At 70.8% G+C, this 24,379-nt stretch carries 18 protein-coding genes, 2 rRNA genes and 1 pseudogene; 17 read left to right on the top strand and 4 right to left on the bottom strand.

The features are described 5' to 3' along the window. From ACYVO6_RS02470 to ACYVO6_RS02455, 4 genes and pseudogenes are all read left to right on the top strand, one after another. A 23S ribosomal RNA gene (locus tag ACYVO6_RS02470) occupies window positions 1-139 on the top strand; the annotation flags it as partial. A gap of 105 nt (window positions 140-244) precedes the next feature. Next, a 5S ribosomal RNA gene (gene rrf, locus ACYVO6_RS02465) occupies window positions 245-361 on the top strand. 111 nt (window positions 362-472) lie between these two features. Beyond that, window positions 473-1,216, top strand: a pseudogene (locus ACYVO6_RS02460) (hypothetical protein); the annotation flags it as partial. A 567-nt stretch (window positions 1,217-1,783) separates the two neighbouring features. After that, window positions 1,784-2,572, top strand: a complete 789-nt coding sequence (locus tag ACYVO6_RS02455) for a hypothetical protein (protein ID WP_461056732.1) — start codon at window positions 1,784-1,786, stop codon at window positions 2,570-2,572. 71 nt (window positions 2,573-2,643) lie between these two features. Here ACYVO6_RS02455 and ACYVO6_RS02450 read toward each other — a convergent pair whose 3' ends face one another. Beyond that, window positions 2,644-3,933, bottom strand: a complete 1,290-nt coding sequence (locus ACYVO6_RS02450; protein ID WP_461056703.1) for a DUF1015 domain-containing protein — start codon at window positions 3,931-3,933, stop codon at window positions 2,644-2,646. 72 nt (window positions 3,934-4,005) lie between these two features. Here ACYVO6_RS02450 and ACYVO6_RS02445 point away from each other — a divergent pair, with 72 nt between their 5' ends. The 4 genes from ACYVO6_RS02445 to ACYVO6_RS02430 all read left to right on the top strand — a co-directional run bounded on the left by ACYVO6_RS02445 (window position 4,006) and on the right by ACYVO6_RS02430 (window position 8,165). Then, window positions 4,006-5,034 carry an HAD hydrolase-like protein gene (locus tag ACYVO6_RS02445; protein ID WP_461056702.1) on the top strand — a complete coding sequence of 343 codons (1,029 nt, stop codon included), beginning with the start codon at window positions 4,006-4,008 and terminating at the stop codon, window positions 5,032-5,034. A gap of 130 nt (window positions 5,035-5,164) precedes the next feature. After that, window positions 5,165-6,208 carry a FecCD family ABC transporter permease gene (locus tag ACYVO6_RS02440; protein WP_461056701.1) on the top strand — a complete coding sequence of 348 codons (1,044 nt, stop codon included), beginning with the start codon at window positions 5,165-5,167 and terminating at the stop codon, window positions 6,206-6,208. Then, window positions 6,205-7,278: a FecCD family ABC transporter permease gene (locus tag ACYVO6_RS02435; RefSeq protein ID WP_461056700.1), complete on the top strand. Its 1,074-nt coding sequence runs from the start codon at window positions 6,205-6,207 to the stop codon at window positions 7,276-7,278. Before ACYVO6_RS02440 ends, ACYVO6_RS02435 begins: the two co-directional genes overlap by 4 nt. Next, window positions 7,275-8,165, top strand: coding sequence for an ABC transporter ATP-binding protein (locus ACYVO6_RS02430; protein ID WP_461056699.1), 891 nt, complete (start codon window positions 7,275-7,277; stop codon window positions 8,163-8,165). The genes ACYVO6_RS02435 and ACYVO6_RS02430 overlap by 4 nt, the downstream gene beginning before the upstream one ends. A gap of 26 nt (window positions 8,166-8,191) precedes the next feature. On the opposite strand, the gene ACYVO6_RS02425 is transcribed toward ACYVO6_RS02430, so the two are convergent. Continuing rightward, window positions 8,192-8,539: an SCP2 sterol-binding domain-containing protein gene (locus ACYVO6_RS02425; protein WP_461056698.1), complete on the bottom strand. Its 348-nt coding sequence runs from the start codon at window positions 8,537-8,539 to the stop codon at window positions 8,192-8,194. A 42-nt stretch (window positions 8,540-8,581) separates the two neighbouring features. On the opposite strand from ACYVO6_RS02425, the gene ACYVO6_RS02420 reads away from it, so the two are divergent. From ACYVO6_RS02420 to ACYVO6_RS02400, 5 genes are all read left to right on the top strand, one after another. Continuing rightward, window positions 8,582-8,995 (top strand): hypothetical protein, encoded by a 414-nt coding sequence (locus ACYVO6_RS02420; protein WP_461056697.1) that lies wholly within the window; start codon window positions 8,582-8,584, stop codon window positions 8,993-8,995. A gap of 7 nt (window positions 8,996-9,002) precedes the next feature. Further along, entirely contained in the window at window positions 9,003-9,818 is an 816-nt protein-coding gene (locus ACYVO6_RS02415) for a TlyA family RNA methyltransferase (protein WP_461056696.1), read from the top strand. Beyond that, window positions 9,815-10,720 (top strand): NAD kinase, encoded by a 906-nt coding sequence (locus ACYVO6_RS02410; RefSeq protein WP_461056695.1) that lies wholly within the window; start codon window positions 9,815-9,817, stop codon window positions 10,718-10,720. The genes ACYVO6_RS02415 and ACYVO6_RS02410 overlap by 4 nt, the downstream gene beginning before the upstream one ends. 206 nt (window positions 10,721-10,926) lie before the next feature. Further along, window positions 10,927-12,645, top strand: a complete 1,719-nt coding sequence (gene recN / locus ACYVO6_RS02405; RefSeq protein ID WP_461056731.1) for a DNA repair protein RecN — start codon at window positions 10,927-10,929, stop codon at window positions 12,643-12,645. A gap of 214 nt (window positions 12,646-12,859) precedes the next feature. Then, entirely contained in the window at window positions 12,860-13,999 is a 1,140-nt protein-coding gene (locus ACYVO6_RS02400; protein ID WP_461056694.1) for a glycosyltransferase family 4 protein, read from the top strand. Here ACYVO6_RS02400 and ACYVO6_RS02395 read toward each other — a convergent pair. Both ACYVO6_RS02395 and ACYVO6_RS02390 read right to left on the bottom strand, forming a co-directional pair. After that, complete coding sequence (locus ACYVO6_RS02395; protein ID WP_461056730.1) at window positions 13,956-15,644, bottom strand: PucR family transcriptional regulator; 1,689 nt, start codon at window positions 15,642-15,644, stop codon at window positions 13,956-13,958. The two genes, ACYVO6_RS02400 and ACYVO6_RS02395, sit on opposite strands and share 44 nt — an antisense overlap. A 56-nt stretch (window positions 15,645-15,700) precedes the next feature. Next, window positions 15,701-17,509: a glycoside hydrolase family 15 protein gene (locus tag ACYVO6_RS02390; RefSeq protein WP_461056729.1), complete on the bottom strand. Its 1,809-nt coding sequence runs from the start codon at window positions 17,507-17,509 to the stop codon at window positions 15,701-15,703. 490 nt (window positions 17,510-17,999) lie between these two features. Between ACYVO6_RS02390 and ACYVO6_RS02385 the strand changes: the two genes are divergently transcribed. From ACYVO6_RS02385 to ald, 4 genes are all read left to right on the top strand, one after another. Beyond that, window positions 18,000-19,667: a CTP synthase gene (locus tag ACYVO6_RS02385; RefSeq protein WP_461056693.1), complete on the top strand. Its 1,668-nt coding sequence runs from the start codon at window positions 18,000-18,002 to the stop codon at window positions 19,665-19,667. A gap of 81 nt (window positions 19,668-19,748) precedes the next feature. Further along, complete coding sequence (locus ACYVO6_RS02380; protein WP_461056692.1) at window positions 19,749-20,375, top strand: NUDIX domain-containing protein; 627 nt, start codon at window positions 19,749-19,751, stop codon at window positions 20,373-20,375. 315 nt (window positions 20,376-20,690) lie between these two features. After that, window positions 20,691-22,808 (top strand): tetratricopeptide repeat protein, encoded by a 2,118-nt coding sequence (locus tag ACYVO6_RS02375; RefSeq protein ID WP_461056691.1) that lies wholly within the window; start codon window positions 20,691-20,693, stop codon window positions 22,806-22,808. A gap of 149 nt (window positions 22,809-22,957) precedes the next feature. Beyond that, a complete protein-coding gene (ald, locus tag ACYVO6_RS02370; protein WP_461056690.1) occupies window positions 22,958-24,082 on the top strand; it encodes an alanine dehydrogenase in 1,125 nt (374 codons plus the stop codon). The last annotated feature ends 297 nt before the right edge of the window (window positions 24,083-24,379 follow it).

Genomic DNA, 24,379 nt, shown 5'->3' with positions numbered 1-24,379 from the left:
GGAAGCCTGCTTCGAGATGAGGACTCCCACCCCCTAGAGGGGTTAAGGCTCCCCAGAGACGATGGGGTTGATAGGCCGGATCTGGAAGGCGGGTAACCGCCGGAGGTGACCGGTACTAATAGGCCGAGGGCTTGTCCCCAGATGCTCGCGTCCACTGTGTCGGTTCTGAGGCAACGAACCGTTGTCGGCTTTGAGCGGAACATTTAACTGAAGAGTGTGCTTGTTCGCTCGAAACCATTAGGGTTTCGGTGGTCATAGCGTGAGGGAAACGCCCGGTCACATTCCGAACCCGGAAGCTAAGCCTCACAGCGCCGATGGTACTGCAGGGGGGACCCTGTGGGAGAGTAGGACACCGCCGAACAATCTTTGGAGGACCTCTGGTCCCAGCGACTCGCTGGGGCCAGAGGTCCTTTTTTGTTTTTCCGAAGCGCGCAGGGTACCCGTTTCTGCGCGAGAATGACTTGCGGTACCAATGACAGGAGTCACCATGTCCACCAACTCTCCCGACGAGCGACCGGAGCGCGATCAGCGCCGCCGGGACAGTGGTGACCGCGGCGCCTCCCGCGGGGGGCCGCGACGCGACAATGACCGTGGCGGCTACGGTCGGCGTGACGACCGTCGTGGTGGCGGTGACCGTGGTGGTTTCCGTCGGGACGACAGCCGTGGTGGTCCTCGGCGTGAGGGCGACCGCCCGGCGTTCCGGCGTGACAACAGTGGTGGCGGTGACCGGCCAGCCGCACGTCGTGACGACCGTCGTGGTGAGGACCGTGGCGATCGCGGTGGCTTCCGTCGGGACGAGAACCGTGGCGGAGGTTTCCGTCGCGACGAGCGGCGGGGCGACGATCGTGACCGGGGCGGGTTCCGGCGTGAGGGGGACCGTCCGGCGTTCCGTCGTGATGACAGTCGTGGTGGCGGTGACCGTGGTGGGTTCCGTCGGGACGACAGTCGTGGTGGTCCTCGGCGTGAGGGCGACCGGCCGGCCGCACGCCATGACGACCGCCGCAGTGATGACCGCGGGGGTTTCCGTCGCGACGACCGCAGGGACGGCGAGCGTGGTGGCTTCCGGGGCGATGACCGGCGCGGTGGCGGTGATCGTGGTGGTGACCGCCCGGCGTTCCGGCGTGACAACAGTGGTGGCGGTGACCGGCCGGCCTTCCGGCGGGATGATCGCCGTGGTGAGGACCGTGGCGATCGCGGTGGCTTCCGTCGGGACGAGAACCGTGGCGGAGGTTTCCGTCGCGACGAGCGGCGGGGCGACGATCGTGACCGGGGCGGGTTCCGGCGTGAGGGGGACCGTCCGGCGTTTCGTCGTGACGATCGTCCCGGTGGGCCGCGGCGCGATGACAGTCGTGGTGGCGGTGACCGTGGTGGGTTCCGTCGGGACGACAGCCGTGGTGGTCCTCGGCGTGAGGGCGAGCGGCCGGCCGCACGCCGTGACGAGCGTCGCGATGATGATCGCGGTGGTTTCCGTCGTGACGATCGCCGGGACGATCGGCGTGATGAGCAGAGGCAAGGTGACCGCGGTAGTTACGCGCGCCGTGATGACCGGCGGGACGGGGACCGTGGCGATCGCGGTGGTTTCCGTCGGGACGACAGCCGCGGTGGCTTCCGTGGGCGGGATGAGCGCGGACGGGACGAGCGTGGTGGCCGTGGGCCGAGGCGTGAGGACAGTCGTGGGGGGCCCGGTGGTTTCCGGGGGCGGGACGACCGGCGGGGCGATGACCGGCGTGGTGGCGGGCGCTTCCGTGAGGAGCGGGAGCGGGATCGTGAGCCGATCAAGCGGCTGCCGATCCCCGAGGACGTCACCGGCGAGGAGATCGACAAGGACGTACGGCAGGAGCTGCAGAGTCTGCCGAAGGGGCTTGCCGAGGATGTCGCCAAGAACCTGGTGATGGTGGCCAGGCTCATCGACGAGGACCCCGAGGGAGCGTACGGCTACTCCAGGGTCGCCCTGCGGCTGGCGTCGCGTGTGGCCGCCGTACGCGAGGCAGCCGGCTTCGCGGCGTACGCGAACCAGAAGTACAGCGAGGCGCTCGCCGAGTTCCGGGCCGCGCGGCGGATGACCGGGAACGTGGACCTGTGGCCCGTCATGGCGGACTGCGAGCGGGGTCTCGGGCGGCCTGAGAAGGCGATGGAGATGGCCGGGGCGCCCGAGGTGCAGAAGCTCGACAAGGCGGGTCAGGTCGAGATGCGGCTCGTGGCGGCCGGGGCGCGGCGCGACATGGGGCAGCTCGACGCCGCCATCGTGACGCTGCAGAGCCCCGAGCTGGCGTCCAATTCGGTTCAGCCCTGGACGGCGCGGCTGCGCTATGCGTATGCCGACGTGCTGCTCGCGGCCGGGCGTGAGGACGAGGCGCGCGAGTGGTTCGCGAAGGCCGTCGAGTCCGACAAGGACGGAACCACGGACGCCTCGGACCGGCTTGCCGAGATGGACGGCGTCGAGTTCGTCGACGTACTCGCCGACGAGAGCGAGAACGAGACGGACAGCGAAAGGGACAGCGAGAGCGACATCGCGCCCGCGTCGGCCAAGGATGACTCCGAAGAGGACGAGGGCAGCGGCCTGGAGCACTGACTGACGCCCACGCAGGAGGCGTACGTGCAGAGGATGGGCGGGATCCCCACGGGGTCCTGCCCATCCGCGTATCAGCGCTCCAGCGCGCGCAGCACCAGGCCCGATGCCGGCTTCGGGCCGAACGATGTCGACTTGCGGGGCATCGTGACTCCCAGGCTCGCCAGGTCGCGTACGACTTCTTCACGGACCGGGTGCATCAGAACGGCCGTGCCGCCCTCCCGTTCGGCCTTGGTGACCGTGGCGGCGGTGTCGTGGATGTACGCGATGTGCTCCGGGACGTCCGGGATGTGCCAGATGTGGTCGAGGAGTGCGGAGTGCAGAACCGTTGCGTCGAGGGTGCGCCAGGCCTCCGGACGGTCGGCCGGGATCGTACGGGCGAGGAGGTCCGGGGAGGGGCGATCGACCAGGTGGAAGGCGCCATCGCCGGCAAGGAGGAAGGCATTTCCCTCGGCGGCCGCTACGGAGAGGGCCTCCAGGGCTTCGGAGAGGGGGCCTTGGACGGGGCGTACGCGGAAGGAGTCGCCGAGGGAGGCCAGGGCCTCCGCGACGGGAAGGTGGTGCAGGAGGCGGTGGATCGCGCGGACCCGGAGCGGGTAGCGCGCGGTGTCGACCAGGAGCACCAGGCCGAAGTCCCAGGGACTGGGGGAGGGGTGTTCGGCGCGCAGGCGCAGATACGTGGCCCAGCGGTGGTGGCCGTCCGCGATGAGGGCCTGGTGGCGGGCCAGGTCCTTCTGGATCGCGGTCAGGTCCTCGGAGTCGGTCACCGACCACAGGCGGTGGCTGAAGCCGTCCTCCGTGGTCGTGGCCAGGAGCGGCGGATGCTGGGCCGTGCGCTCGATGACGGCGGTCGCGTCGGCGGCGGAGCCGTTGCCGCGGTAGGTCAGGAGGAGGGGTTCGAGGTTCGCGGACGTGGCGCGCATCAGGTCCGCGCGGTCGGCGACGATGTGCGGCATGACGTCTTCGTGCGGCAGGACCACGCCCTCCGACGGCTCCGACAGGCGCAGGGCGCCGATGAGGCCGCGCTGGAGCATGCCGTCGCCGTCGCGCTGTTCGTAGACGTACAGGCCCGGCTCGGAGTCGGTGGCCAGGACGCCCTCGGCGAGCCAGCGTTGGAGGGTGTCCGCCGCCTTCTTGTTGCGGGCGGTGGGCGTGGCGGCCTGGGGGAGGATCAGACGGACGATGTTGTGCGGGTCGGACGATTCGAGGTGGTGCAGTCCGTCGGGGCGTACGACCACGTCGTACGGCGGGGAGGTTACGGCGGAGAGGCTGCCGACCCGGTCGGGGTCGTAGCGCAGGCCCCGGAACGGGGTGAGATCAAGGCCCATGGATGCCGGTACGTCCGCGGGACCTGCAGTGTTCATTGATGCATCGTAAGAGTGTCAGTGGCATGCGCGATGATCGGGGCAATGGGATCGAACGAGGAGCGATGTGTGATGAGCCAGACCGTGAGGACGCGGCCCGAGGGGAGCGACCGGCCCCTGAGCGAGGCGTACGACACGGCGCTGCTCGACCTGGACGGGGTGGTGTACGCGGGCGGAGAGGCGATCGCGTACGCCGTCGAGTCGCTCGGCACCGCTCGTGCGGGCGGGATGCATCTCGCGTACGTCACGAACAACGCGCTGCGGACACCCGACACGGTGGCCGCGCACCTCACGGAGCTGGGGATACCGGCCGAGGAGTCGGACGTCATCACCTCGGCGCAGGCCGTGGCCCGGCTGATCAGCGAGCAAGTGCCCGCGGGGGCACGGGTGTTGGTGATCGGTGGGGACGGGCTGCGGGTCGCGTTGCGTGAGCGTGGGCTCGTGCCGGTCGAGTCGGCCGAGGACGAGCCGGTGGCGGTCGTGCAGGGGTACGGCGGGCCTGAGCTGCCCTGGGGGCGTTTCGCGGAGGCCTGTTATGCCATCGCGCGTGGGGTGCCGTGGTTCGCCTCCAACACCGACTTGACGATCCCCAGTGCGCGGGGGATCGCTCCGGGCAATGGGGCGGCCGTGGAGGTCGTACGGATCGCGACGGGCGCCGAGCCGCAGGTGGCCGGAAAGCCGCTGCCGCCGATGCACCGGGAGACGATTCTGCGGACGGGGGCGGTGCGGCCGCTGGTGGTCGGGGACCGGCTGGACACGGACATCGAGGGGGCGTTCAACGGCGAGGTGGACTCGCTGCTGGTGCTGACCGGGGTGACGGACGGCGCGCAGCTCCTTGCCGCGTCGCCCAAGCACCGGCCGACGTACGTCGACGCCGATCTGCGGGGGCTGTTGACCGGGCAGCCCGAGGTTGTCGAGGTGGGCGAGGGGTTCCGCTGCGGCGGTTGGACCGCCATTGCTGGAGATGAGCGGCTGGAGCTGGAGGGTGAGGGCAAGGCGCTCGACGGGCTGCGGGCGCTGTGCGCCGCCGCCTGGACGGCGGCCGGGGACGGGACATGCGAGCTGGACGGGGGCAAAGCACTGGCACGGCTGGGACTTTGAGCCGCAGGTCCCCGGGGACGCCACTACTCGCGGGCTCCGGGACTGAGGGAGCGCGCAGGTCCGCAGGACCAACGGAGTCCTGCGGGCGCACGAATCGAGCCAAATGGGGAGGGTAGGCTAACCTAACTGCGTGTTGGTCGACAGTCCCCCAGAACCGAACGCGGAGACCACCCCCGCGCCCCCCAAACGCCGGGCGATACGGACCGCCGGGCTCCTCGTGTCCCTAGCCGTGCTGGTGCTCATCGCGCTGGCGAGCATCGCGATCGGCGCGAAAGACCTGTCCCTGAGCCAGGTCTGGCACGGTCTGTTCGACGACTCGGGCACGTACGGCGACGTCGTGGTGAACGAGCGGCTTTCGCGTACCGTCCTCGGGCTGCTCGTCGGCGCCGCGCTCGGCCTCGCCGGAGCCGTACTCCAGGCGCTCACCCGCAATCCGCTGGCCGATCCCGGACTGCTCGGCATCAACGCGGGCGCGTCCGCGGCCGTCGTCACGGCCATCACCTACTTCGGCGTCACCTCGCTGAGCGGCTATGTGTGGTTCGCCTTCGGGGGCGCGGCCGTGGTCGGGGTCCTGGTGTACGTCCTCGGCGGCAGCCGGGGCGCGACGCCAGTGCGGCTCGCGCTCGCCGGCACCGCGCTCAGCGCCGCGCTCTACGGCTATCTGCAGGCCGTGATGATCATGGACGAGGCGGCGCTCGGCAAAATGCGCTTCTGGACGGTCGGTTCGCTGTCCTCGGCCAACGACAGGACCATCGAGCAGGTGCTGCCGTTCCTCGCGATCGGCACGGTCCTGGCGCTGGCCCTCGCCCGGCCGCTGAACGCCATGGCCATGGGCGACGACACCGCCCGTGCGCTCGGCGCGCATCTGGGCCGTACCCGCGCGCTGTCCATGGCGGCCGCGACCCTGCTGTGCGGGGCAGCGACGGCCGCCTGCGGGCCGATCGTGTTCGTCGGGCTGATGGTCCCGCACGTCGTACGGTCCTTCACCGGTCCCGATCTGCGCTGGATCCTGCCGTACGCCACCGTGCTCTCGCCGGTGCTGCTGCTCGGCGCCGATGTGGTCGGCCGGATGGTCGCGCGGCCCGCCGAGCTCCAGGTCGGCATCGTCACCGCGATCCTCGGCGGCCCGGTCTTCATCTTTCTCGTACGACGGCGGAGGACGGCGCAGCTGTGAAGGTCCTGACCAAACAGGCCGGTTCCGCCCGGCCGTTCCGCGCCCGGCCCGTCCGTACCCGCGGCGGGCTGTCCGTCCGTATCGACGTCCGCTCGCTCACGGTCGTCGTCCTGCTGCTGGGGGCCGCGCTCGTCGCGAGCGTCGTACTCATCGGCACCGGCGACTTCCCGATCCCGGCCGCCGACGTGCTGAAGACGCTGCTCGGCAACGGGGACGCGGGGCAGGAGTTCATCGTCAATGAGCTGCGGCTGCCGCGGGTTCTCGTCGGCCTCCTGGTGGGGGCCTCGCTCGGGCTCGGCGGCGCCCTCTTCCAGGCCATCTCCCGCAATCCGCTGGGCAGTCCGGATGTGCTCGGTCTCGCGCAGGGCTCGACGGTCGGCGCACTCACCGTGATCGTGCTGTTCTCGGGGAGTGCGGCCGAGGTCACCCTCGGGGCGCTCTTCGGTGGTCTGGTGACCGGACTTGCCATCTATGTGCTCGCCTGGAAGCGGGGTGTGCACGGGTATCGACTGGTTCTGGTCGGTATCGGTGTCTCCGCGATGGCCGTGGCCGTCAACGGCTATCTGCTCACCAAGGCCGACATCGTGGACGCGGCCCGTGCGGTCGTGTGGATGACGGGCTCGCTCAACGGCCGTGACTGGGAACAGGTCTGGCCGCTGCTCGGGCTGTGCGCCGTCCTCGTACCCCTCGTCCTGGGCAACGCGCGCGGGCTGTACATGCTGGAGATGGGCGACGACGTCGCGTACGCGCTCGGAGTGCGGGTCGAGCGGACGCGGATGCTGCTGATGCTGGCCGCCGTGCTGCTCACCGCGGCCGCCACCGCCGCCGCGGGCCCGGTCGCCTTCGTCGCGCTCACCGCGCCGCAGCTCGCCCGGCGCCTCACTCGCTCGCCGGGGCCGAACCTGATGCCCGCGATGTGCATGGGCGCCACCCTGCTGGTCGCCGCCGACTGGGCCTCGCAGCGGGCCTTCGGCGCCGACCAGCTGCCCGTCGGGGTGGTGACCGGAGTGCTCGGCGGCATCTATCTGCTGTGGCTTCTCGTCACCGAGCGCAAGGCGGGCCGGATATGAACACCGACGGCAAGACGAGTACGGGCGCCGATGGCGGGCCGCACACGAACACCCAAAGGAGCACTGTGAACCGCCTGTCCGCCGAGAACGTCACCCTCGCCTACGACCAGCGGGTCATCGCCGAGCAGCTGTCGGTCGAGATACCCGACAACTCCTTCACTGTCATCGTCGGCCCGAACGCCTGCGGCAAGTCCACCCTGTTGCGCGCCCTGTCCCGGATGCTGAAGCCGAGCCAGGGCCGGGTGCTGCTCGACGGGCAGGTGATCCAGTCGATGCCCGCGAAGAAGGTGGCCAGGACGCTCGGGCTGCTGCCGCAGTCGTCGATCGCGCCCGACGGGATCACGGTCGGCGACCTGGTGGGCCGCGGACGCTACCCGCACCAGGGGCTGCTGCGGCAGTGGTCCTCCGAGGACGAACGGGTCGTACTGGAGTCGATGACCTCGACCGGGGTTGCCGAACTGGCCGACCGCTATGTCGACGAACTCTCCGGCGGCCAGCGCCAGCGCGTCTGGATCGCCATGGCGCTCGCCCAGCAGACCCCGCTGCTGCTGCTCGACGAGCCGACCACCTATCTCGACATCCAGCACCAGATCGACGTACTCGACCTGTGTGCCGAACTCCACGAGGAGCAGGGCCGGACCCTGGTCGCCGTGCTGCACGACCTCAACCACGCGGCCCGGTACGCGACGCATCTGATCGCCCTGCGAGAGGGTTCGATCATCGCGCAGGGCGCGCCGTCCGACATCGTCACGGCCGAGCTGGTCGAGGAGGTCTTCGGGCTGCGCTGCCAGGTCATCGACGACCCGGAGACGGGTACGCCGCTGGTGGTGCCGGCGGCGCGGAAGGCGCGTACGTCCGCTGCCGTCAGCGTCGCGAAGGATTCCTGAACCCCCAGAACCGGGTCAGAGCCGGCTCAGAGCAGCTTTCTGAGCCGGAGCAGGTCGCGCAGGCCCGCTTCGAGCCTGACCCGGCCCGAGCCCCAGGCCTTCGCGAAGTGCAGCTCGCCGTTCACCAGGGCGACCAGATCGTCACCGGTCATCCTGAGCCGGATCTGGGCCTTCTCGGGCGGAGGACCCTGCACCGTGTCGAGCACCTCAATGCGGCCGTCCTTGAGACGCCCTACGAAGGTGATGTCGAGGTCGGTGATACGGCAGCTCAGCGAGCGGTCGAGGGCGGCGGCACTGCGCACGTCGCCCTCCGCGCCCGCCATGTTGTCCGAAAGTTTGTCGAGTGCGCTGCGGCACTCCTCAATCGTGGCCATCGCGGACGACGGTACCCCAGCGCTTCGCGGTAGCGTCGGGGCATGAACGACTGGGAGCTTCCCGCCGAACCGGGGGCCGGAGCCGGGGCCGACTCGGAGACCGAATCCGAGGTCCGACCCGAGGCCGAATCCGAGGCCCGGCTCGACGTCGGCGCGGAGACCGGACCCGGGGCCGGACTCGAAGTCGGCACGGCGACCGGACCCACGTACGACCCTGCCGCCCCCGCCCCGCTGAACGTGCCGCGCACGCCCACCGGGAACGCCGAGGTGGACGCCCAACTCGACCGTCTCGCCGATGCCGACCACCTCGCCGCGGACGGGCACATCGAGGTGTACGAAGATGTGCACCGGGGGCTGCGCGACGCGCTCACCGCACTCGACGCCCGCCCGGGACACCAAGGACCCTCGGGGCCTCCGGGGCCCCCGGCGCCGTACAGCATGAACAACAGGAGCTGAACCGAACGTGGCAGGAGTGGCACGACGCCGCCTCGACGCCGAGCTGGTCCGCCGGAAGCTCGCCCGCTCGCGGGAGCACGCCGGCCAGCTGATCGCCGCCGGGCGGGTCACCGTCGGCAAGACACTCGCGACGAAGCCCGCCACCCAGGTGGAGACCGCCGCCGCCATCGTGGTCACCCGGGACGACAGCGACCCCGACTACGTCTCGCGCGGCGGCCACAAGCTGGCGGGGGCGCTGAAGGTCTTCGTGCCGCAGGGCCTGAAGGTCGAGGGACGGCGGGCCCTGGACGCAGGCGCCTCGACCGGCGGATTCACCGACGTACTGCTGCGCACGGGAGCCGCCCACGTCGTCGCCGTCGATGTCGGCTACGGGCAGCTGGCATGGTCACTCCAAAGCGATGAACGGGTCACCGTCAAGGACCGTAAGAACGTACGCGAGTTGACGTTGGAGGCGATCGATGGGGAGCCGGTGGATCTTGTTGTCGGTGACTTGTCCTTCATCCCGCTCGGACTGGTGCTGCCCGCCCTCGTGCGGTGCGCGGCGCCCGATGCCGACCTGGTGATGATGGTCAAGCCGCAGTTCGAGGTGGGCAAGGAGCGGCTGGGGAGCGGCGGTGTCGTCCGCAGCCCCGAACTGCGGGCCGAGGCCGTGCGCGGGGTGGCCCGGCACGCCTGGGGGTTGGGGCTCGGGGTGAAGGGCGTTACGGCCAGCCCGCTGCCCGGGCCCTCTGGGAACGTCGAGTACTTTCTGTGGCTGCGAGCCGGTGCGCCCGAACTGGACCCGGCCGACGTAGACCGTGCAGTGGCGGAGGGGCCGCGTTGACCGATATCCGAGCTCGTACTGTTTTCCTGCTGGCCCACACCGGGCGGCCCGCGGCCATCCGCAGTGCCGAACTCGTCGTCCAGGGGCTGCTGCGCTCCGGGCTCGGTGTACGGGTGCTCGAGGCCGAGGCGGCCGATCTGCCGCTGCCGCCGACCGTGGAACTCGTCAAGGAGGCGACTCCCGAGTGCCTCGACGGGTGTGAGCTGCTGATCGTGCTGGGCGGTGACGGGACGCTACTGCGTGGCGCCGAGTTCGCGCGCGCCTCCGGGGTGCCGATGCTCGGCGTCAACCTGGGGCGCGTCGGCTTCCTCGCGGAGGCCGAGCGTGACGATCTCGACAAGGTTGTCGACCGGGTGGTGACTCGGGCGTACGAGGTCGAGGAGCGTATGACCGTCGATGTCGTCGTGCACAGCAACGGTGATGTCGTGCACACGGACTGGGCGCTCAATGAGGCCGCCGTGCAGAAGGTTTCCGCCGAGCGGCTTCTCGAGGTCGTCCTGGAGATCGACGGGCGGCCCGTCACCGGGTTCGGGTGTGACGGCATAGTCTGCGCGACTCCTACCGGGTCTACGGCGTACGCATTTTCCGCCGGTGGCCCCGTGGTGTGGCCGGAGGTCGAGGCGCTGCTCATGGTGCCGATCAGTGCGCATGCGCTGTTCGCCAAGCCGCTGGTCACCTCGCCGGATTCGGTGCTTGCTGTGGAGGTTCAGCAGCACACTCCGCATGGGGTGTTGTGGTGCGATGGGCGGCGCACGATCGAGTTGCCGCAGGGGGCGCGGGTGGAGGTGCGGCGGGGGGCTGTGCCGGTGCGGCTTGCTCGGTTGCACCATGCTTCGTTCACGGATCGGCTTGTTGCCAAGTTCGCGTTGCCTGTGGCGGGTTGGCGGGGGGCTCCGCATTAGGGGGTTTTCTTCCCCAGCCCCGCCCCTTCCCGAAACTGGGGGCCGCGCCCCCAGGCCCTCCTGGGGTCGTATGTTCGCTGCGGGTGCGTTGTGGCTGGTCGCGCAGTTCCCCGCGCCCCTGAAAGACTGCGCCTTCCGGTAACGAAGCTGGGGGGCGTCGCGTACCGGCCTCCTGACCTCGTAAGGTCGTGGTCGTGCTGGAGGAGATGCGGATACGGTCGCTCGGAGTCATCGATGACGCCGTCGTCGAGTTGTCGCCCGGCTTTACCGCCGTGACCGGTGAGACCGGGGCGGGCAAGACGATGGTGGTCACCAGCCTTGGGCTGCTGCTGGGCGGGCGCGCGGATGCGGGTCTCGTGCGGATCGGCGCCAAGAACGCGGTGGTGGAGGGGCGGATCACCGTTCCCGAGGGCGCCTCGGCGGTCGTACGGGCCGAGGAGGCGGGGGCCGAGCTCGACGACGGGGCGCTGCTGATCAGCCGTACCGTGTCCGCCGAAGGGCGGTCGCGGGCCCACCTGGGCGGGCGTTCCGTGCCCGTGGGGGTGCTCGCCGAACTCGCCGACGAGCTTGTCGCCGTACACGGTCAGTCCGACCAGCAGGGGCTGCTCAAGCTGTCCCGGCAGCGGCAGGCACTCGACCGGTACGCGGGGGACGCGGTCGCCGTGCCGCTCGCCAAGTACGCGAGCGCCTACCGTCGGCTGCGGGCCATCTCGGCCGAGCTGGACGAGATCACCACGCGCGCGCGGGAACGTGCCCAGGAAGCCGACATGCTGCGTTTCGGGCTCGACGAGATCGCGGCGGTGGAGCCGCGGGCGGGCGAGGACGTGGAGCTGGCGGCCGAGGCCGAGCGGCTGGGGCATGCCGAGGCGCTCGCGTCCGCGGCCACGGCGGCGCACGCGGCGCTGGCCGGCAACCCCGAGGACCCCGAGGGCATCGACGCCACGACGCTCGTCGCGGGCGCGCACCGGGCACTGGAGTCGGTGCGTTCCCACGACTCCGCGCTGGCCGCGCTCGCCGACCGGATCGGGGAGATCGGGATTCTGCTGGGCGATGTGGCGGGGGAGTTGGCGGGGTACGCCGATGACCTGGACGCCGATCCGCTGCGGCTCGCGGCGGTCGAGGAGCGGCGGGCCGCGCTCACCGCGCTGACGCGCAAGTACGGTGAGGACGTGGGTGCCGTGCTGGCCTGGGCCGAGCAAGGGGCCGCGCGGCTCTTGGAGTTGGAGGGGGACGACGACCGGATCGGTGAGCTGACGGCCGAACGGGACGCGTTGCGGGCCGAACTGGGCGGGCTGGCACAGGCGTTGACGGACGCTCGTACGGAGGCCGCCGAGCGGTTCGCCGCCGCCGTGACCGCCGAGCTCGCCTCGCTCGCCATGCCGCACGCGCGCGTGTCGTTCGCGATCCGGCAGACGGAGGACCCGGACGGCGTGGAGGTGGGCGGTCGCACGGTCGCGTACGGGCCTGCCGGTGTCGACGAGGTCGAGTTGCTTCTCGCGCCGCACCCGGGGGCGCCACCGCGGCCGATCGCCAAGGGCGCGTCCGGTGGTGAGCTGTCGCGCGTGATGCTCGCGGTGGAGGTCGTGTTCGCGGGTACGGATCCGGTGCCGACGTACCTCTTCGACGAGGTCGACGCGGGCGTCGGCGGCAAGGCCGCGGTCGAGATCGGCCGCCGGCTCGCCCGCCTCGCCAAGACCGCACAGGTCGTCGTCGTCACCCACCTGCCCCAGGTCGCCGCCTTCGCCGACCGGCAGCTCCTCGTCGAGAAGACCAACGACGGCTCGGTCACCCGCTCCGGTGTGAAGGCCCTGGAGGGCGAGGACCGCATCCGCGAACTGTCCCGCATGCTGGCGGGCCAGGAGGACTCGGAAACGGCCCGCGCCCACGCGGAAGAACTGCTGGCGACGGCTCGGGGAGACGGGTAACTGCCGCTCCGCGGTGTGGCCTTGGCGGCTCCGCGGTCCCGTCTCCCGCCCGTTACGCGGGTCCACCGCTGCACCCGTGGTCCTGGAAGCCCCTGCGTCCTGGCATCCTTAGGGGTAGGAGAACGCGCCCTACACCCCAGCGGAGCGTTCCCGTGTGCGTTATCTCTGTACTTTCTTCGTGACCGCCCGTCGCTGAACCAGGAGCCCCGGCCACGTGAGCACCGTAAGCAGCCAGTTGTCGCATGGTCGGTCGGCGCTGCGTACCGTGCAGGTGCTCGGCGGCGGCAGTGCGGGGAGCAGTGCGCATGTGCGGTCGTTGGCGTCGGGGCTTGTGGCGCGAGGCGTGCGCGTGACCGTGTGCGCACCGGTCGCGGCGGACCGGGCGTACGACTTCAGCGGTGTCGGTGCCCAGCATGTGCACGTGCCGCGGCGGAGCGACCCGGCTTCCGTGGCAGCGTTGCGGGCGGCCTGTGCGGATGCCGATCTTGTGCACGCGCATGGGCTGCATGCCGGGATGAGGGCGGCCATGGCGCTCGGTGGGCGGCGTGTCCCATTCATCGTGACCTGGCACAGCCGCGCGCACACCGAGGGGGCGCGGGCGCATCTGCTGCGGCTGCTGGAGCGGCGGGTCGCGAAGGCCGCTTCGGTGGTCCTGGGGACCTCGTCCGACCTTGTGGAGCGGGCCCGGCGCAGTGGGGCGCGTGATGCCCGGCTTGCCGCGGTCGCGCTGCCGGGGGCGCGGCGGCCCGCCTTCGGGGACGAGGAGCTGGAGCGGCTGCGTCCCAAGGCGCGGGCCGAACTCGGTGCCACGGACCGGCCGTTGCTCATGGCTGTCGGCTCGCTCGAGCGGCATCGGGGGTACGACACGTTGCTGGACGCCGCGCGCGCCTGGCGGCGACTGGAGCCCGTGCCGCTGCTCGTGATCGCCGGGGAAGGGCCGCTGCGCGGAGAACTTCAGCGGCGTATCGAGAACGAAGGGCTGCCAGTACGTCTCGTCGGGCGGCGTGACGACGTCGGTGAGCTGCTGGCGGCAGCCGATCTCGCCCTGCTGCCCGGCGGTGGGGAAGCGCGCTCCGTGCTCGCCCAGGAAGCCCTCCACGCGCGCGTGCCGCTCGTCGCGGCCGAGACGGGCGGAATCCCCGAACTGGTCGGCGACGCCGCCGAACTCGTACCGCACGCAGATGCGGAAGCGCTCGCCGACGCCGTCGTACGCCTCCTTGCAGATCCGGAACGGCGAGAGGTCCTGAAGGACAAGGGCACGCTCCAGGCCGCCTCCTGGCCGACCGAGGACGAGACCGTCGCCCAAGTCCTCAGCGTCTACGACGAGTTGACGAAGCCGTTGCCTCTGCCGTAGTCGGCCAGGGGACCAGCCTGCGGGCCCGCAGCGCCAGACTCAGCGCCAGTACCGTCTGCGGGTCTTCCAGGTCGGTCCCCAGCAACTCCCCGATGCGGGCGAGGCGGTTGTAGAGCGTCTGCCGGTTGAGGTGCAGTTCGCGTGCCGTCTCCGCCTTGCGGCCGGCGTGGGCCAAGTACGTCTCCAGGGTGGGCAGGAGCGGCGGCTTGGAACGGTTGTCGTGGTCCAGGAGAGGGCCGATCGCGCGGTCCACGAAGGCGGCGAGGTCGGAGTGGTCCCGCAGCCGCCACAGCAACAGGTCGATGTCCAGGCGCCGGGCGTCGTACCAGGGGCGGTCGGACAGCCCCTGCGCCGCCGTCGCCGCCTCGGCCGCGTGCCGCAGGCCCGCCGACGCCGCCGCCCAGCCACCGGCCACACCGACCACCACGACCGGCGGCGACGCCCCGGGCCGCAGCACGCCCGCGCGGTCCACACCGGCCCGCAGCGCCGCCGCCACCCGGTCCGCGACAGCGGGGCGTTCGGACTCCGCGCGCAGGCCCAGAAGCAGCGGGACGCGGCCCTCCACGGGACGTACGCCCACCAGGACCGGCACCCCCACCGAGGCCAGCTCCTCGGCAACCGCGCGCGCCAGGACGGCCCAGCCTCCGCCTTCGGGGGACAAGCCGTCGGCCAGCCGCATCACCACCGGCAGCAGCGGGCCGCCGCCCGGCTTGAAGCCGAGTACGCGGGCCTGCGCGGGCGCGTCCTCGGCGGTGACCCGGCCCTCGGCGAGATCGGTGAGGAAGTCGCCACGACCGCGCGCCGCCAGCTCCTCCTCCTGGCGGGCCTGCATCAGCACCACGGCGAGGATGCCCGCGGCCCGCTCCGCCGCCATCCGGTGCACGGGCGCGAGCGGGGCGGCCACAGGCAGGAGCACCAGCCGGGCTCGGACCGAGCCGGTGCCGGGGCCGCCGCCGGGCACATCGACCAGGACCGTCCCCGCGGGCGGCTCGTCCTTGTGCCGGCCGCGCAGGCCCTCCCACACCTGGAGCGGATCCGTGTCGGCGGGCCCTGCCCCGGCCGCGTACAGGAGCTGCCGGTCCGGCGTCTCCAGGAACACCGGATTTGTGCTGAAGTCGGCCAGAATGCCGAGTACTTGAGGGATCCCGCCCCCGCCGAGCAGCGCCTGGGTGCAGCGGCGGTGCACCTCCTCGGCCCGCTGGAGCAGCGCGTAGTGGCCGTTGACGATCTCGGTGTGCACTTCCTCCGTGACCGCCACGAACGGCACCTCACGGTGCAGCTGGACCAGCGGCAGACCGGCGGCGCGCGCCGTGTCGACGAGCGCCGCCGGCAGCCGTGTGAAGCGCGGACCGAGCTCCACGACGAGCGCCGCGATCCCGCGCTCGGCGAGGGTACGCACGAACGCCCGCTGCTCGGCCGGGCGGGTGCCGAGCCCGTACCCCGTGGTCAGCAGCAGCTCGCCGCCCTTGAGCAGCGAGGCGATGTGCGGCACCTCACCCGCGTGCACCCAGCGCACGGTACGGTCCAGCCGGTCGGCGCCCGCCAGGACCTCTGGCAGGCCACCGCGCAGCCCGGGCAGCTCCAGGGCCCGCCGCACGGTGATCCCGCCACCGGGCGCGTCCGGCGTGTCGACACCGCTGTCCATGAGCCCGCTGTCCATGGGGCGGACGCTACCGGCGCCCGCCGTACCGCGACAGACGATCAGCCGCCGTACGCCCCCGAAGCCGTCAGCCGCAGTGCCGTGTCGATCAGGGGCACGTGACTGAACGCCTGCGGGAAGTTCCCGACCTGGCGCTTCAGGCGCGGGTCCCACTCCTCGGCCAGCAGACCGAGGTCGTTGCGCAGGGCCAACAGCTTCTCGAAGAGCTTGCGGGCCTCGTCGACGCGGCCGATCATCGCCAGATCGTCCGCCATCCAGAACGAGCAGGCGAGGAACGCGCCCTCGTCACCCTCCAGGCCGTCCACGCCCGCGTCCTCACCGGCGGTGGGGTAGCGCAGGATGAAGCCGTCCGTGGTCGACAGCTCCCGCTGGATGGCCTCGATCGTGCCGATCACCCGCTTGTCGTCGGGCGGCAGGAAGCCCATCTGCGGGATCAGCAGCAGCGAGGCGTCCAGCTCCTTGGAGCCGTACGACTGCGTGAAGGTGTTGCGCTCCTTGTCGTAACCCTTCTCACACACATCGCGGTGGATGTCGTCGCGCAGCTCGCGCCACTTCTCCAGCGGACCGTCCGCGTCGCCGGACTCGATGAGCTTGATGGTGCGGTCGACCGCGACCCAGGCCATCACCTTGGAGTGCACGAAGTGCCGACGCGGACCGCGGACCTCCCAGATGCCCTCGTCCGGCTCGTCCCAGTGGTTCTCCAGGTAGCGGATCAGCTTGAGCTGCAGCAGGGACGCGTAGTCGTTGCGGGCCAGGCCTGTCATGTGCGCCAGGTGCAGGGCTTCGGTGACCTCGCCGTAGACATCCAGCTGGAGCTGGTGCGCGGCGCCGTTCCCGACGCGTACGGGCGCCGAGTCCTCGTACCCGGGCAGCCAGTCGAGCTCCGCCTCGCCCAACTCGCGCTCGCCCGCGATGCCGTACATGATCTGCAGGTTCTCGGGGTCGCCCGCGACCGCGCGCAGCAGCCACTCGCGCCAGGCGCGCGCCTCGTCGCGGTAGCCGGTGCGCAGCAGCGAGGAGAGGGTGATGGCCGCGTCGCGCAGCCAGGTGTAGCGGTAGTCCCAGTTGCGGACGCCGCCGATCTCCTCCGGGAGCGAGGTGGTGGGCGCGGCGACGATGCCGCCGGTCGGCGCGTACGTCAGCGCCTTCAGAGTGATCAGCGAGCGGACCACGGCCTCGCGGTAGGGCCCGTGGTACGTGCACTGCTCCACCCACTCGCGCCAGAACTCCTCGGTGGCCTCCAGGGCCTGCTCCGGCTCGGGCAGCGCGGGCGGCTCCTTGTGCGAGGGCTGCCAGGAGATGGTGAACGCGATCCGGTCGCCCGGCGCCACCGTGAAGTCCGCGTACGTGGTCAGCGACTTGCCGTAGGTCTCGGCCGTCGTGTCGAACCACACGGAGTCGGGCCCGGCGACGGCCACCGTCCGCCCCTCGTGCTTGTGCACCCAGGGCACGACACGGCCGTACGAGAAACGCATCCGCAGCGCCGAGCGCATCGGCACCCGGCCCGAGACGCCCTCGACGATCCGCACCAGCTGGGGTGCGCCGTCACGCGGGGGCATGAAATCGGTCACACGGACCGTTCCACGTGGGGTATCCCACTCGGATTCGAGGACCAGGGAGTCGCCGCGGTAGCAGCGGCGGGCCGCTCTGGGCGGCTCGGCGTCCGCCGAGTGGGCGGGGCCAAGGCGCCAGAAGCCGTGCTCCTCGGTGCCGAGCAGTCCGGCGAAGACGGCGTGGGAGTCGAAGCGGGGCAGGCACAGCCAGTCCACCGTGCCGTCCCGGCAGACCAGCGCGGCGGTCTGCATGTCTCCGATAAGTGCGTAGTCCTCGATGCGCCCGGCCACGTGCATCTCCAGTCGAACGGCCACGTCGCCCCCCGAGGGGCGGTTGCTCTTTGCGGTCAGGGGAATGGGTCAATACAGCGTCGTTGCATGACGTCAATGGTCGCAGTGATTGTTGGTGCGAAACGAACTGACGAGCTCTGTGTCCGGAGAATACGGGCGGGGTGGTGCCGTTGTTCGGCCCGGCTCGGCAGCGATCGTCCGAGCAGGATACGACGCAGGATGGTGATCCGCGCGCCCCTCCCTGGAAAGCGATTGCGCCGGATGAGTGGGAAGAGCGAGTACCACTGTGCCCCGTGTCGGCCCGTGTGCGGAGCGTGGCCGGAAGCGGCCTCCCCCGGGCGCTGATACCCTGGTAGCCCGTGGACCGGTGGGCGCCCCCGAAGCAGAAACCGACGCGAGGGGTCCCCCGAACCGCAGCGACGGCACCTCCCGAAACGCCCGGGTCAGGCAGCCGGCCCGCACTCCGAACCGCGACCACGGGAGCCCCGTCTTGGCCATGCCCTCCAAATCCTCGACGACCAAGCACATCTTCGTCACCGGGGGTGTCGCCTCCTCCCTCGGCAAGGGCCTGACCGCGTCCAGCCTGGGCGCACTGCTCAAGGCGCGGGGCCTGCGGGTCACGATGCAGAAGCTCGACCCGTATCTGAACGTCGACCCGGGCACCATGAACCCGTTCCAGCACGGTGAGGTGTTCGTCACCAATGACGGCGCCGAGACCGACCTGGACATCGGCCACTACGAGCGCTTCCTGGACGTGGACCTGGACGGCTCCGCCAACATCACCACCGGCCAGGTGTACTCGACGGTCATCGCCAAGGAGCGGCGCGGCGAGTACCTCGGCGACACCGTGCAGGTCATCCCGCACATCACCAACGAGATCAAGCACCGAATCCGGCGCATGGCCACGGACGACGTGGACGTGGTGATCACGGAGGTGGGCGGCACGGTCGGCGACATCGAGTCGCTGCCGTTCCTGGAGACCGTCCGGCAGGTCCGTCACGAGGTCGGCCGAGACAATGTGTTCGTCGTCCACATCTCGCTCCTTCCCTACATCGGACCGTCGGGAGAGTTGAAGACGAAGCCGACGCAGCATTCGGTTGCGGCTCTGCGCAACATCGGTATTCAGCCAGATGCGATCGTGCTGCGCGCCGACCGCGATGTGCCGACCGCGATCAAGCGCAAGATCTCGCTGATGTGCGACGTCGACGAGGCGGCCGTGGTCGCGGCCATCGACGCCAAGTCGATCTACGACATCCCGAAGGTCCTGCACACCGAGGGCCTGGACGCCTACGTCGTCCGCAAGCTGGACCTCGCCTTCCGCGACGTGGACTGGACGGTCTGGGACGACCTGCTCGACCGGGTCCACAACCCGCAGCACGAGATCAACCTCGCGCTCGTCGGCAAGTACATCGACCTGCCCGACGCATACCTTTCGGTCACCGAGGCGCTGCGCGCGGGCGGTTTCGCCAACAAGGCGCGCGTGAAGATCAAGTGGGTCACCTCGGACGACTGCAAGACCCCGGCGGGCGCCGCCCAGCAGCTCGCCGACGTCGACGCGATCTGCATCCCCGGCGGCTTCGGCGACCGCGGCGTCTCCGGCAAGGTCGGCGCCATCCAGTACGCCCGCGAGAACAAGATCCCGCTGCTCGGGCTGTGCCTCGGCCTGCAGTGCATCGTGATCGAGGCCGCACGCAATCTCGCCGACATCGCGGACGCCAACTCCACGGAGTTCGACGCCGCCACCGGCCACCCCGTCATCTCCACCATGGCCGAGCAGCTGGACATCGTCGCCGGGGAGGGCGACATGGGCGGCACGATGCGGCTGGGCATGTACCCGGCCAAGCTCGCCGAGGGCTCCCTCGTGCGCGAGGTGTACGGCGGCAAGGAGTACGTGGAGGAGCGCCACCGTCACCGCTACGAGGTGAACAACTCCTACCGCACCGAGCTGGAGAAGAAGGCTGGTCTGCTGTTCTCCGGCACGTCCCCGGACGGCAAGCTCGTGGAGTACCTGGAGTACCCGCGCGACGTCCACCCTTACCTGGTCGCGACCCAGGCGCACCCCGAGCTGCGCTCGCGCCCGACGCGTCCGCATCCGCTGTTCGCGGGCCTGGTGGAGGCCGCTGTGGAACGCAAGACGGGCAAGACGGGCAAGACGGGTAAGTAACACGAGGTTGTACGGTTGCCGGGGTGCGGGTCCTTTGCGGCGCGTGCCCCGGTTTCTGTGGACGTGGGAGGACAAGTCGACATGACCATCAAGGACACCGCCGAGGAGTGGGAGGTCAGGGCGACCGAGACTCCGTTCACGGGGAACAAGACCTCCGTGCGCACGGACGACGTGGTCATGCCCGACGGGACGGTCGTCCGGCGCGACTACCAGGTCCACCCCGGTTCGGTGGCGGTCCTCGCCCTCGACGACCAGGGCCGCGTCCTGGTCATCCGCCAGTACCGGCACCCCGTACGCCAGAAACTGTGGGAGATCCCGGCCGGCCTGCTCGACATCCCCGGCGAGAACCCGCTGACTGCCGCCCAGCGCGAGCTCTACGAAGAAGCCCACGTCAAGGCCGAGGACTGGCGGGTGCTCACCGACGTGTACACGACGCCGGGCGGCTGCGACGAGGCCGTACGGATCTTCCTCGCCCGGGATCTGTCCGAGGCCGAGGGGCAGCGTTTCGAGGTCGAGGACGAAGAGGCCGACATGGAGCTCTCACGGGTCCCCGTCGAGGATCTCGTCCGCGGTGTGCTCGCCGGTGAGCTGCACAACAACTGCCTTGTCGTGGGCGTCCTTTCGCTGGTCGCGGCCCAGAACGGCGAGGGTCTCGACGCGCTGCGCCCGGCCGAGGCGCCGTGGCCCGCGCGGCCCTTCGAAGTATGACCCTCGCCCGGTCGCGAGGCCGGACGCACACCGTCCTGTCGCCGGTATGACAATCACCTGATCCGATCGAGGGGCGTGCCCGCCGTGCTCCGTCGGGATCGTCGCAGAGCGTGAACTAGGCTCTTGGCGAGTGAGCCGAAGGGGCGCGCCTGTGTCGAGAGCGCTGGGGGAGCGCGGAGGCCCGAAGGGTTGAGCACGATCGCGCTCTCGACACAGGCTGTAGCGCCCCGGAGGCGAGCGAGCCAAACAACAAGCGCAACGCCCCGTCCGGAGTCCCGGCGGGCTTGCGCGTGTGGTGGGACGGGAGTGTGGCCCGTGACGGATCAGGCGGTGGACACCGAGGGCACGAAGGTGTCGGCCAAGGAGCAGCGCCCGGCTGCCGGGTCCTCCCCCACTCCCGACTTCGCTCGAGCGGGGGGACCCCCATCCACGGAGGGCCACTTCCTCGGCCGTACAAGAGAGTTGAGGGAACTGAGGGCCGACATCGAGCGTGCGGGCCTGGACACCCTCGCGGGCCGGAAAGCGCCACGCGCGCGCGTGCTGCTCATCGCGGGCAAGCCCGGCTTCGGCCGCACCGCGCTCGCCGGAGAACTCGTACGGCAGGTCGCGGACAGTTACAAGGGCGGCACTCTGCGAGCCCGCCTCACCGAGCCCGACGGCACGCCCGTACCCACCGAGCGCACCGCCCGCGACCTGCTCGCCGCCCTGGAGCTGACCGCCCCGCCCGGAGCCGCCGAGGACGACCTCGTCGAGGCGCTGCGCGAGGCCCTCGCCTCCCGCCGGGCCCTGCTCCTGCTCGATGACGCGGCGGACGCGGAGCAGGTCGACGCGCTCCTCCCCGACACCCCCGAGTGCCTGGTCGTCGCCGTCTCCGACGGCCCCCTGACCGGGATCTCCGACGTCCGCCCCTGCACCCTCGGCGGCCTGGACACCAAGTCCGCCGTCGAACTCCTGGGCCGGTACACCGGCTCGGTACGCATCACCGTCGACCCGCGCGCCGCCGAGGGGCTCGTCGAGCTCTGCGCCGCCCAACCCGCCGCACTCGTGCTCGCCGGCGGCTGGCTGGCCCGCCGACCCAAGGCGGCCGTCGCCGACCTCGCCAAGCAGCTGTGCACCGAGGGTGACGAGGGCCCGGCACTCGACCGCGTCTTCCACCTCGTGTACGCCGAACTGCCCTCGGCCCGCGCACAGATGCTCCGCCTGCTCTCCCTCGCTCCCGCGGGCCTCGTCGACCCGCACACCGCCTCCGCGCTCGTCGGCTGCTCGGTGGGCGTCGCCGAGTCCGCTCTCGACGACTTCGCCGACCTAGGCCTCGTACGGCGCGTCCAGTCACCGCTCGCGCAGTACGAGGTGCCCGGCTGTCTGCTGCCGCTGCTGCGCTCGCTCACCGAGAGCGAGGACCGGCCGGCCGAGCTGCAGCTGGCCCGCGCCCGGATGCTGGAGCGGACCGTACGGCTGCTGGCGTCCTGCCGCGCGATCACCGAGACCGACAGCTCGCCCGCCCGCGAGAAGCTCGCCGGGATGCCCAGCGCCCTGCGCTTCAAGAACCCCCGCGCCGCCGCCGACTGGCTGCGCATCCGGCAGCCCGCGCTGCTGGCCTCGGCCCGGCTCGCGGTCGCCGACGGGGAGCTGGACACCCTCGCGCGCCGCCTGATGGCCGCGCTGGTGCGGGCGATGGTCGCGCACTTCGGTACGCGGGCGGTGGCGCCCGAGCTGTACGGCATCCACCGGCTCGTCCTCGATGTCGCCGAGCGGCGGAAGCTGCCCCGCGAGAAGGCCGCCGCGCTGCTGAACCTCGCGGACCTGGACGCCCGTACCGGCCGGACACGTGAGGCGCTCGCCCGCTACCGCGCCGCTCTGGATGCCGGACGGGAGGCGAACGACCCGTATGCGACCGGCCGCGCGATGGAATCCGTAGGCGGCGCCCACCAGGAGCTGGGGGACTACGACCGGGCCGCCGACTGGTACGGGCGGGCGCTCGCGCAGCGGCTCGCGCGCGACGAGCGCGTGGACGCGGCCCGGCTGCACGGCCGTATCGCCACCGTCCACACCTTCGCGGGCCGCTACGACGAGGCGTTGCGCAGCTGGCGCTCGGCGGTCACCAGCCATCGCAGGAACGGTGATGTGGCAGGCGTGGCAAGGGCGTTGAGCGAGCTGGCCCGGGTGCAGGAGTACTCCGGCCTGTCCGAGGAGTCACTGCACACCTGCCAGGAGGCGATCGAGTGGGCGCGCCGCGCCGAGGACGTACGACTGCGGGCCGCTCTGCAGCTGCGGCTCGCCGACACCCTGGACCGGTTCGGCGACCCCGTGGCCGCCCGGCTGCACCGCGGCGCGGCCGAGCGCATGCTGGGAGACGAGCTCCCGGAGGACCTGTCCGCCAGGGAACATGACGCTAACGCCTACGAAATCCGCAGTACATCCGCAGGAGATTGAAGCATTGAAAGGCTAGACACGGGGAATCCCTTCATTAGACTGGCTCCGCCGCGTCTTTTCGCGGTGTCTACCGGTGTGCTCCCGTGCATCCGGGTATGTCTGGCATCGTCCGGGCAGGCATCACCCCACAACCCCCTGAGCCAAGGACCGTGATCGACGTGAAGGTCGGCATCCCCCGCGAGGTCAAGAACAACGAGTTCCGGGTGGCCATCACCCCCGCCGGAGTACATGAGCTGGTGCGCCACGGCCACCAGGTCGTCATCGAGCAGGGTGCCGGTGTCGGCTCCTCGATCACGGACGACGAGTTCGTCGCCGCCGGTGCGCAGATCCTCGGCACCGCGGACGAGGTGTGGGCCTCCGCCGACCTGCTGCTGAAGGTCAAGGAGCCGATCGCCGAGGAGTACCACCGCCTCCGCAAGGACCAGATCCTCTTCACCTACCTGCACCTGGCCGCGTCCAAGGAGTGCACGGACGCGCTCCTGGAGTCCGGCACCACGGCGATCGCGTACGAAACGGTCGAGCTGCCCAGCCGCGCGCTGCCGCTGCTCGCCCCGATGTCTGAGGTCGCGGGCCGCCTCGCCCCGCAGGTCGGCGCGTACCACCTGATGCGCGCCAACGGCGGTCGCGGGGTGCTGCCCGGTGGTGTTCCGGGCGTCCTGGCCGGCCGGGCCGTCGTCATCGGCGGCGGAGTCTCCGGCTGGAACGCCGCGCAGATCGCCATCGGCATGGGCTTCCACGTGACCCTGCTCGACAAGGACATCAACAAGCTCAAGGAGGCCGACAAGATCTTCGGCACAAAGATCCAGACCGTCGTCTCCAACGCCTTCGAGCTGGAGAAGGCCTGCCTGGAGGCCGACCTCGTCATCGGCGCCGTCCTCATCCCGGGCGCAAAGGCGCCGAAGCTGGTCACCAACGAGCTCGTCTCCCGGATGAAGCCGGGAAGTGTTCTTGTCGACATCGCGATTGATCAAGGCGGTTGCTTCGAGGACTCGCGTCCGACGACGCACGCCGAGCCGACCTTCCCGGTTCACGGCTCGGTCTTCTACTGCGTCGCCAACATGCCCGGCGCCGTGCCCAACACCTCGACGTACGCGCTCACCAACGCCACGCTCCCGTACATCGTGGAGCTCGCGAACCGCGGCTGGGTCGAGGCGCTGCGCCGTGACGCCGCGCTGGCCAAGGGCCTCAACACGCATGAAGGCAAAGTGGTTTACCGCGAGGTCGCGGAGGCACACGGCCTGGAGCACGTGGAGCTGGAGACCCTGCTCGGCTGACCCGCGCCGGCCCATCTCTCCACCGACAAAAGGCGATACGTCAACACGAGTCGTCAACGGCGTACACCCGGCCGGACCTTGGGGAACCAGGTCCGGCCGCCTGTGTGTCGAGACCCTTTGCGAGACTCGTTCAACTCGTCTCGAACGTAACCCTTCGACCGTTTCGCACACCCGCGAAACCTGCCGTGCGACGCCCTTACGCCCTTGACAGAGGGGTGTTCCGTTGCCGACACATCGGGCCGGGTCCGGCGGATTGTGTTGCTGCGGACCGGTGACACGCCATAGAGTCGCCAACCG

This window comes from Streptomyces pseudoechinosporeus, assembly GCF_054783935.1.
The sequence above is the reverse complement of the archived record's forward strand: the minus strand, read 5'-3'. Positions and strand labels throughout refer to the sequence as shown.

Excerpts from the sequence above, each read along its gene's own strand:
- ACYVO6_RS02450 (WP_461056703.1), bottom strand. The coding sequence starts at position 3,933 with ATGAACACTGCAGGTCCCGCGGACGTACCGGCATCCATGGGCCTTGAT.
- ACYVO6_RS02445 (WP_461056702.1), top strand. The coding sequence starts at position 4,006 with ATGAGCCAGACCGTGAGGACGCGGCCCGAGGGGAGCGACCGGCCCCTG.
- ACYVO6_RS02430 (WP_461056699.1), top strand. The coding sequence starts at position 7,275 with ATGAACACCGACGGCAAGACGAGTACGGGCGCCGATGGCGGGCCGCAC.
- ACYVO6_RS02425 (WP_461056698.1), bottom strand. The coding sequence starts at position 8,539 with ATGGCCACGATTGAGGAGTGCCGCAGCGCACTCGACAAACTTTCGGAC.
- ACYVO6_RS02420 (WP_461056697.1), top strand. The coding sequence starts at position 8,582 with ATGAACGACTGGGAGCTTCCCGCCGAACCGGGGGCCGGAGCCGGGGCC.
- recN (WP_461056731.1), top strand. The coding sequence starts at position 10,927 with ATGCGGATACGGTCGCTCGGAGTCATCGATGACGCCGTCGTCGAGTTG.
- ACYVO6_RS02395 (WP_461056730.1), bottom strand. The coding sequence starts at position 15,644 with ATGGACAGCGGTGTCGACACGCCGGACGCGCCCGGTGGCGGGATCACC.
- ACYVO6_RS02390 (WP_461056729.1), bottom strand. The coding sequence starts at position 17,509 with ATGCACGTGGCCGGGCGCATCGAGGACTACGCACTTATCGGAGACATG.
- ACYVO6_RS02385 (WP_461056693.1), top strand. The coding sequence starts at position 18,000 with ATGCCCTCCAAATCCTCGACGACCAAGCACATCTTCGTCACCGGGGGT.
- ACYVO6_RS02380 (WP_461056692.1), top strand. The coding sequence starts at position 19,749 with ATGACCATCAAGGACACCGCCGAGGAGTGGGAGGTCAGGGCGACCGAG.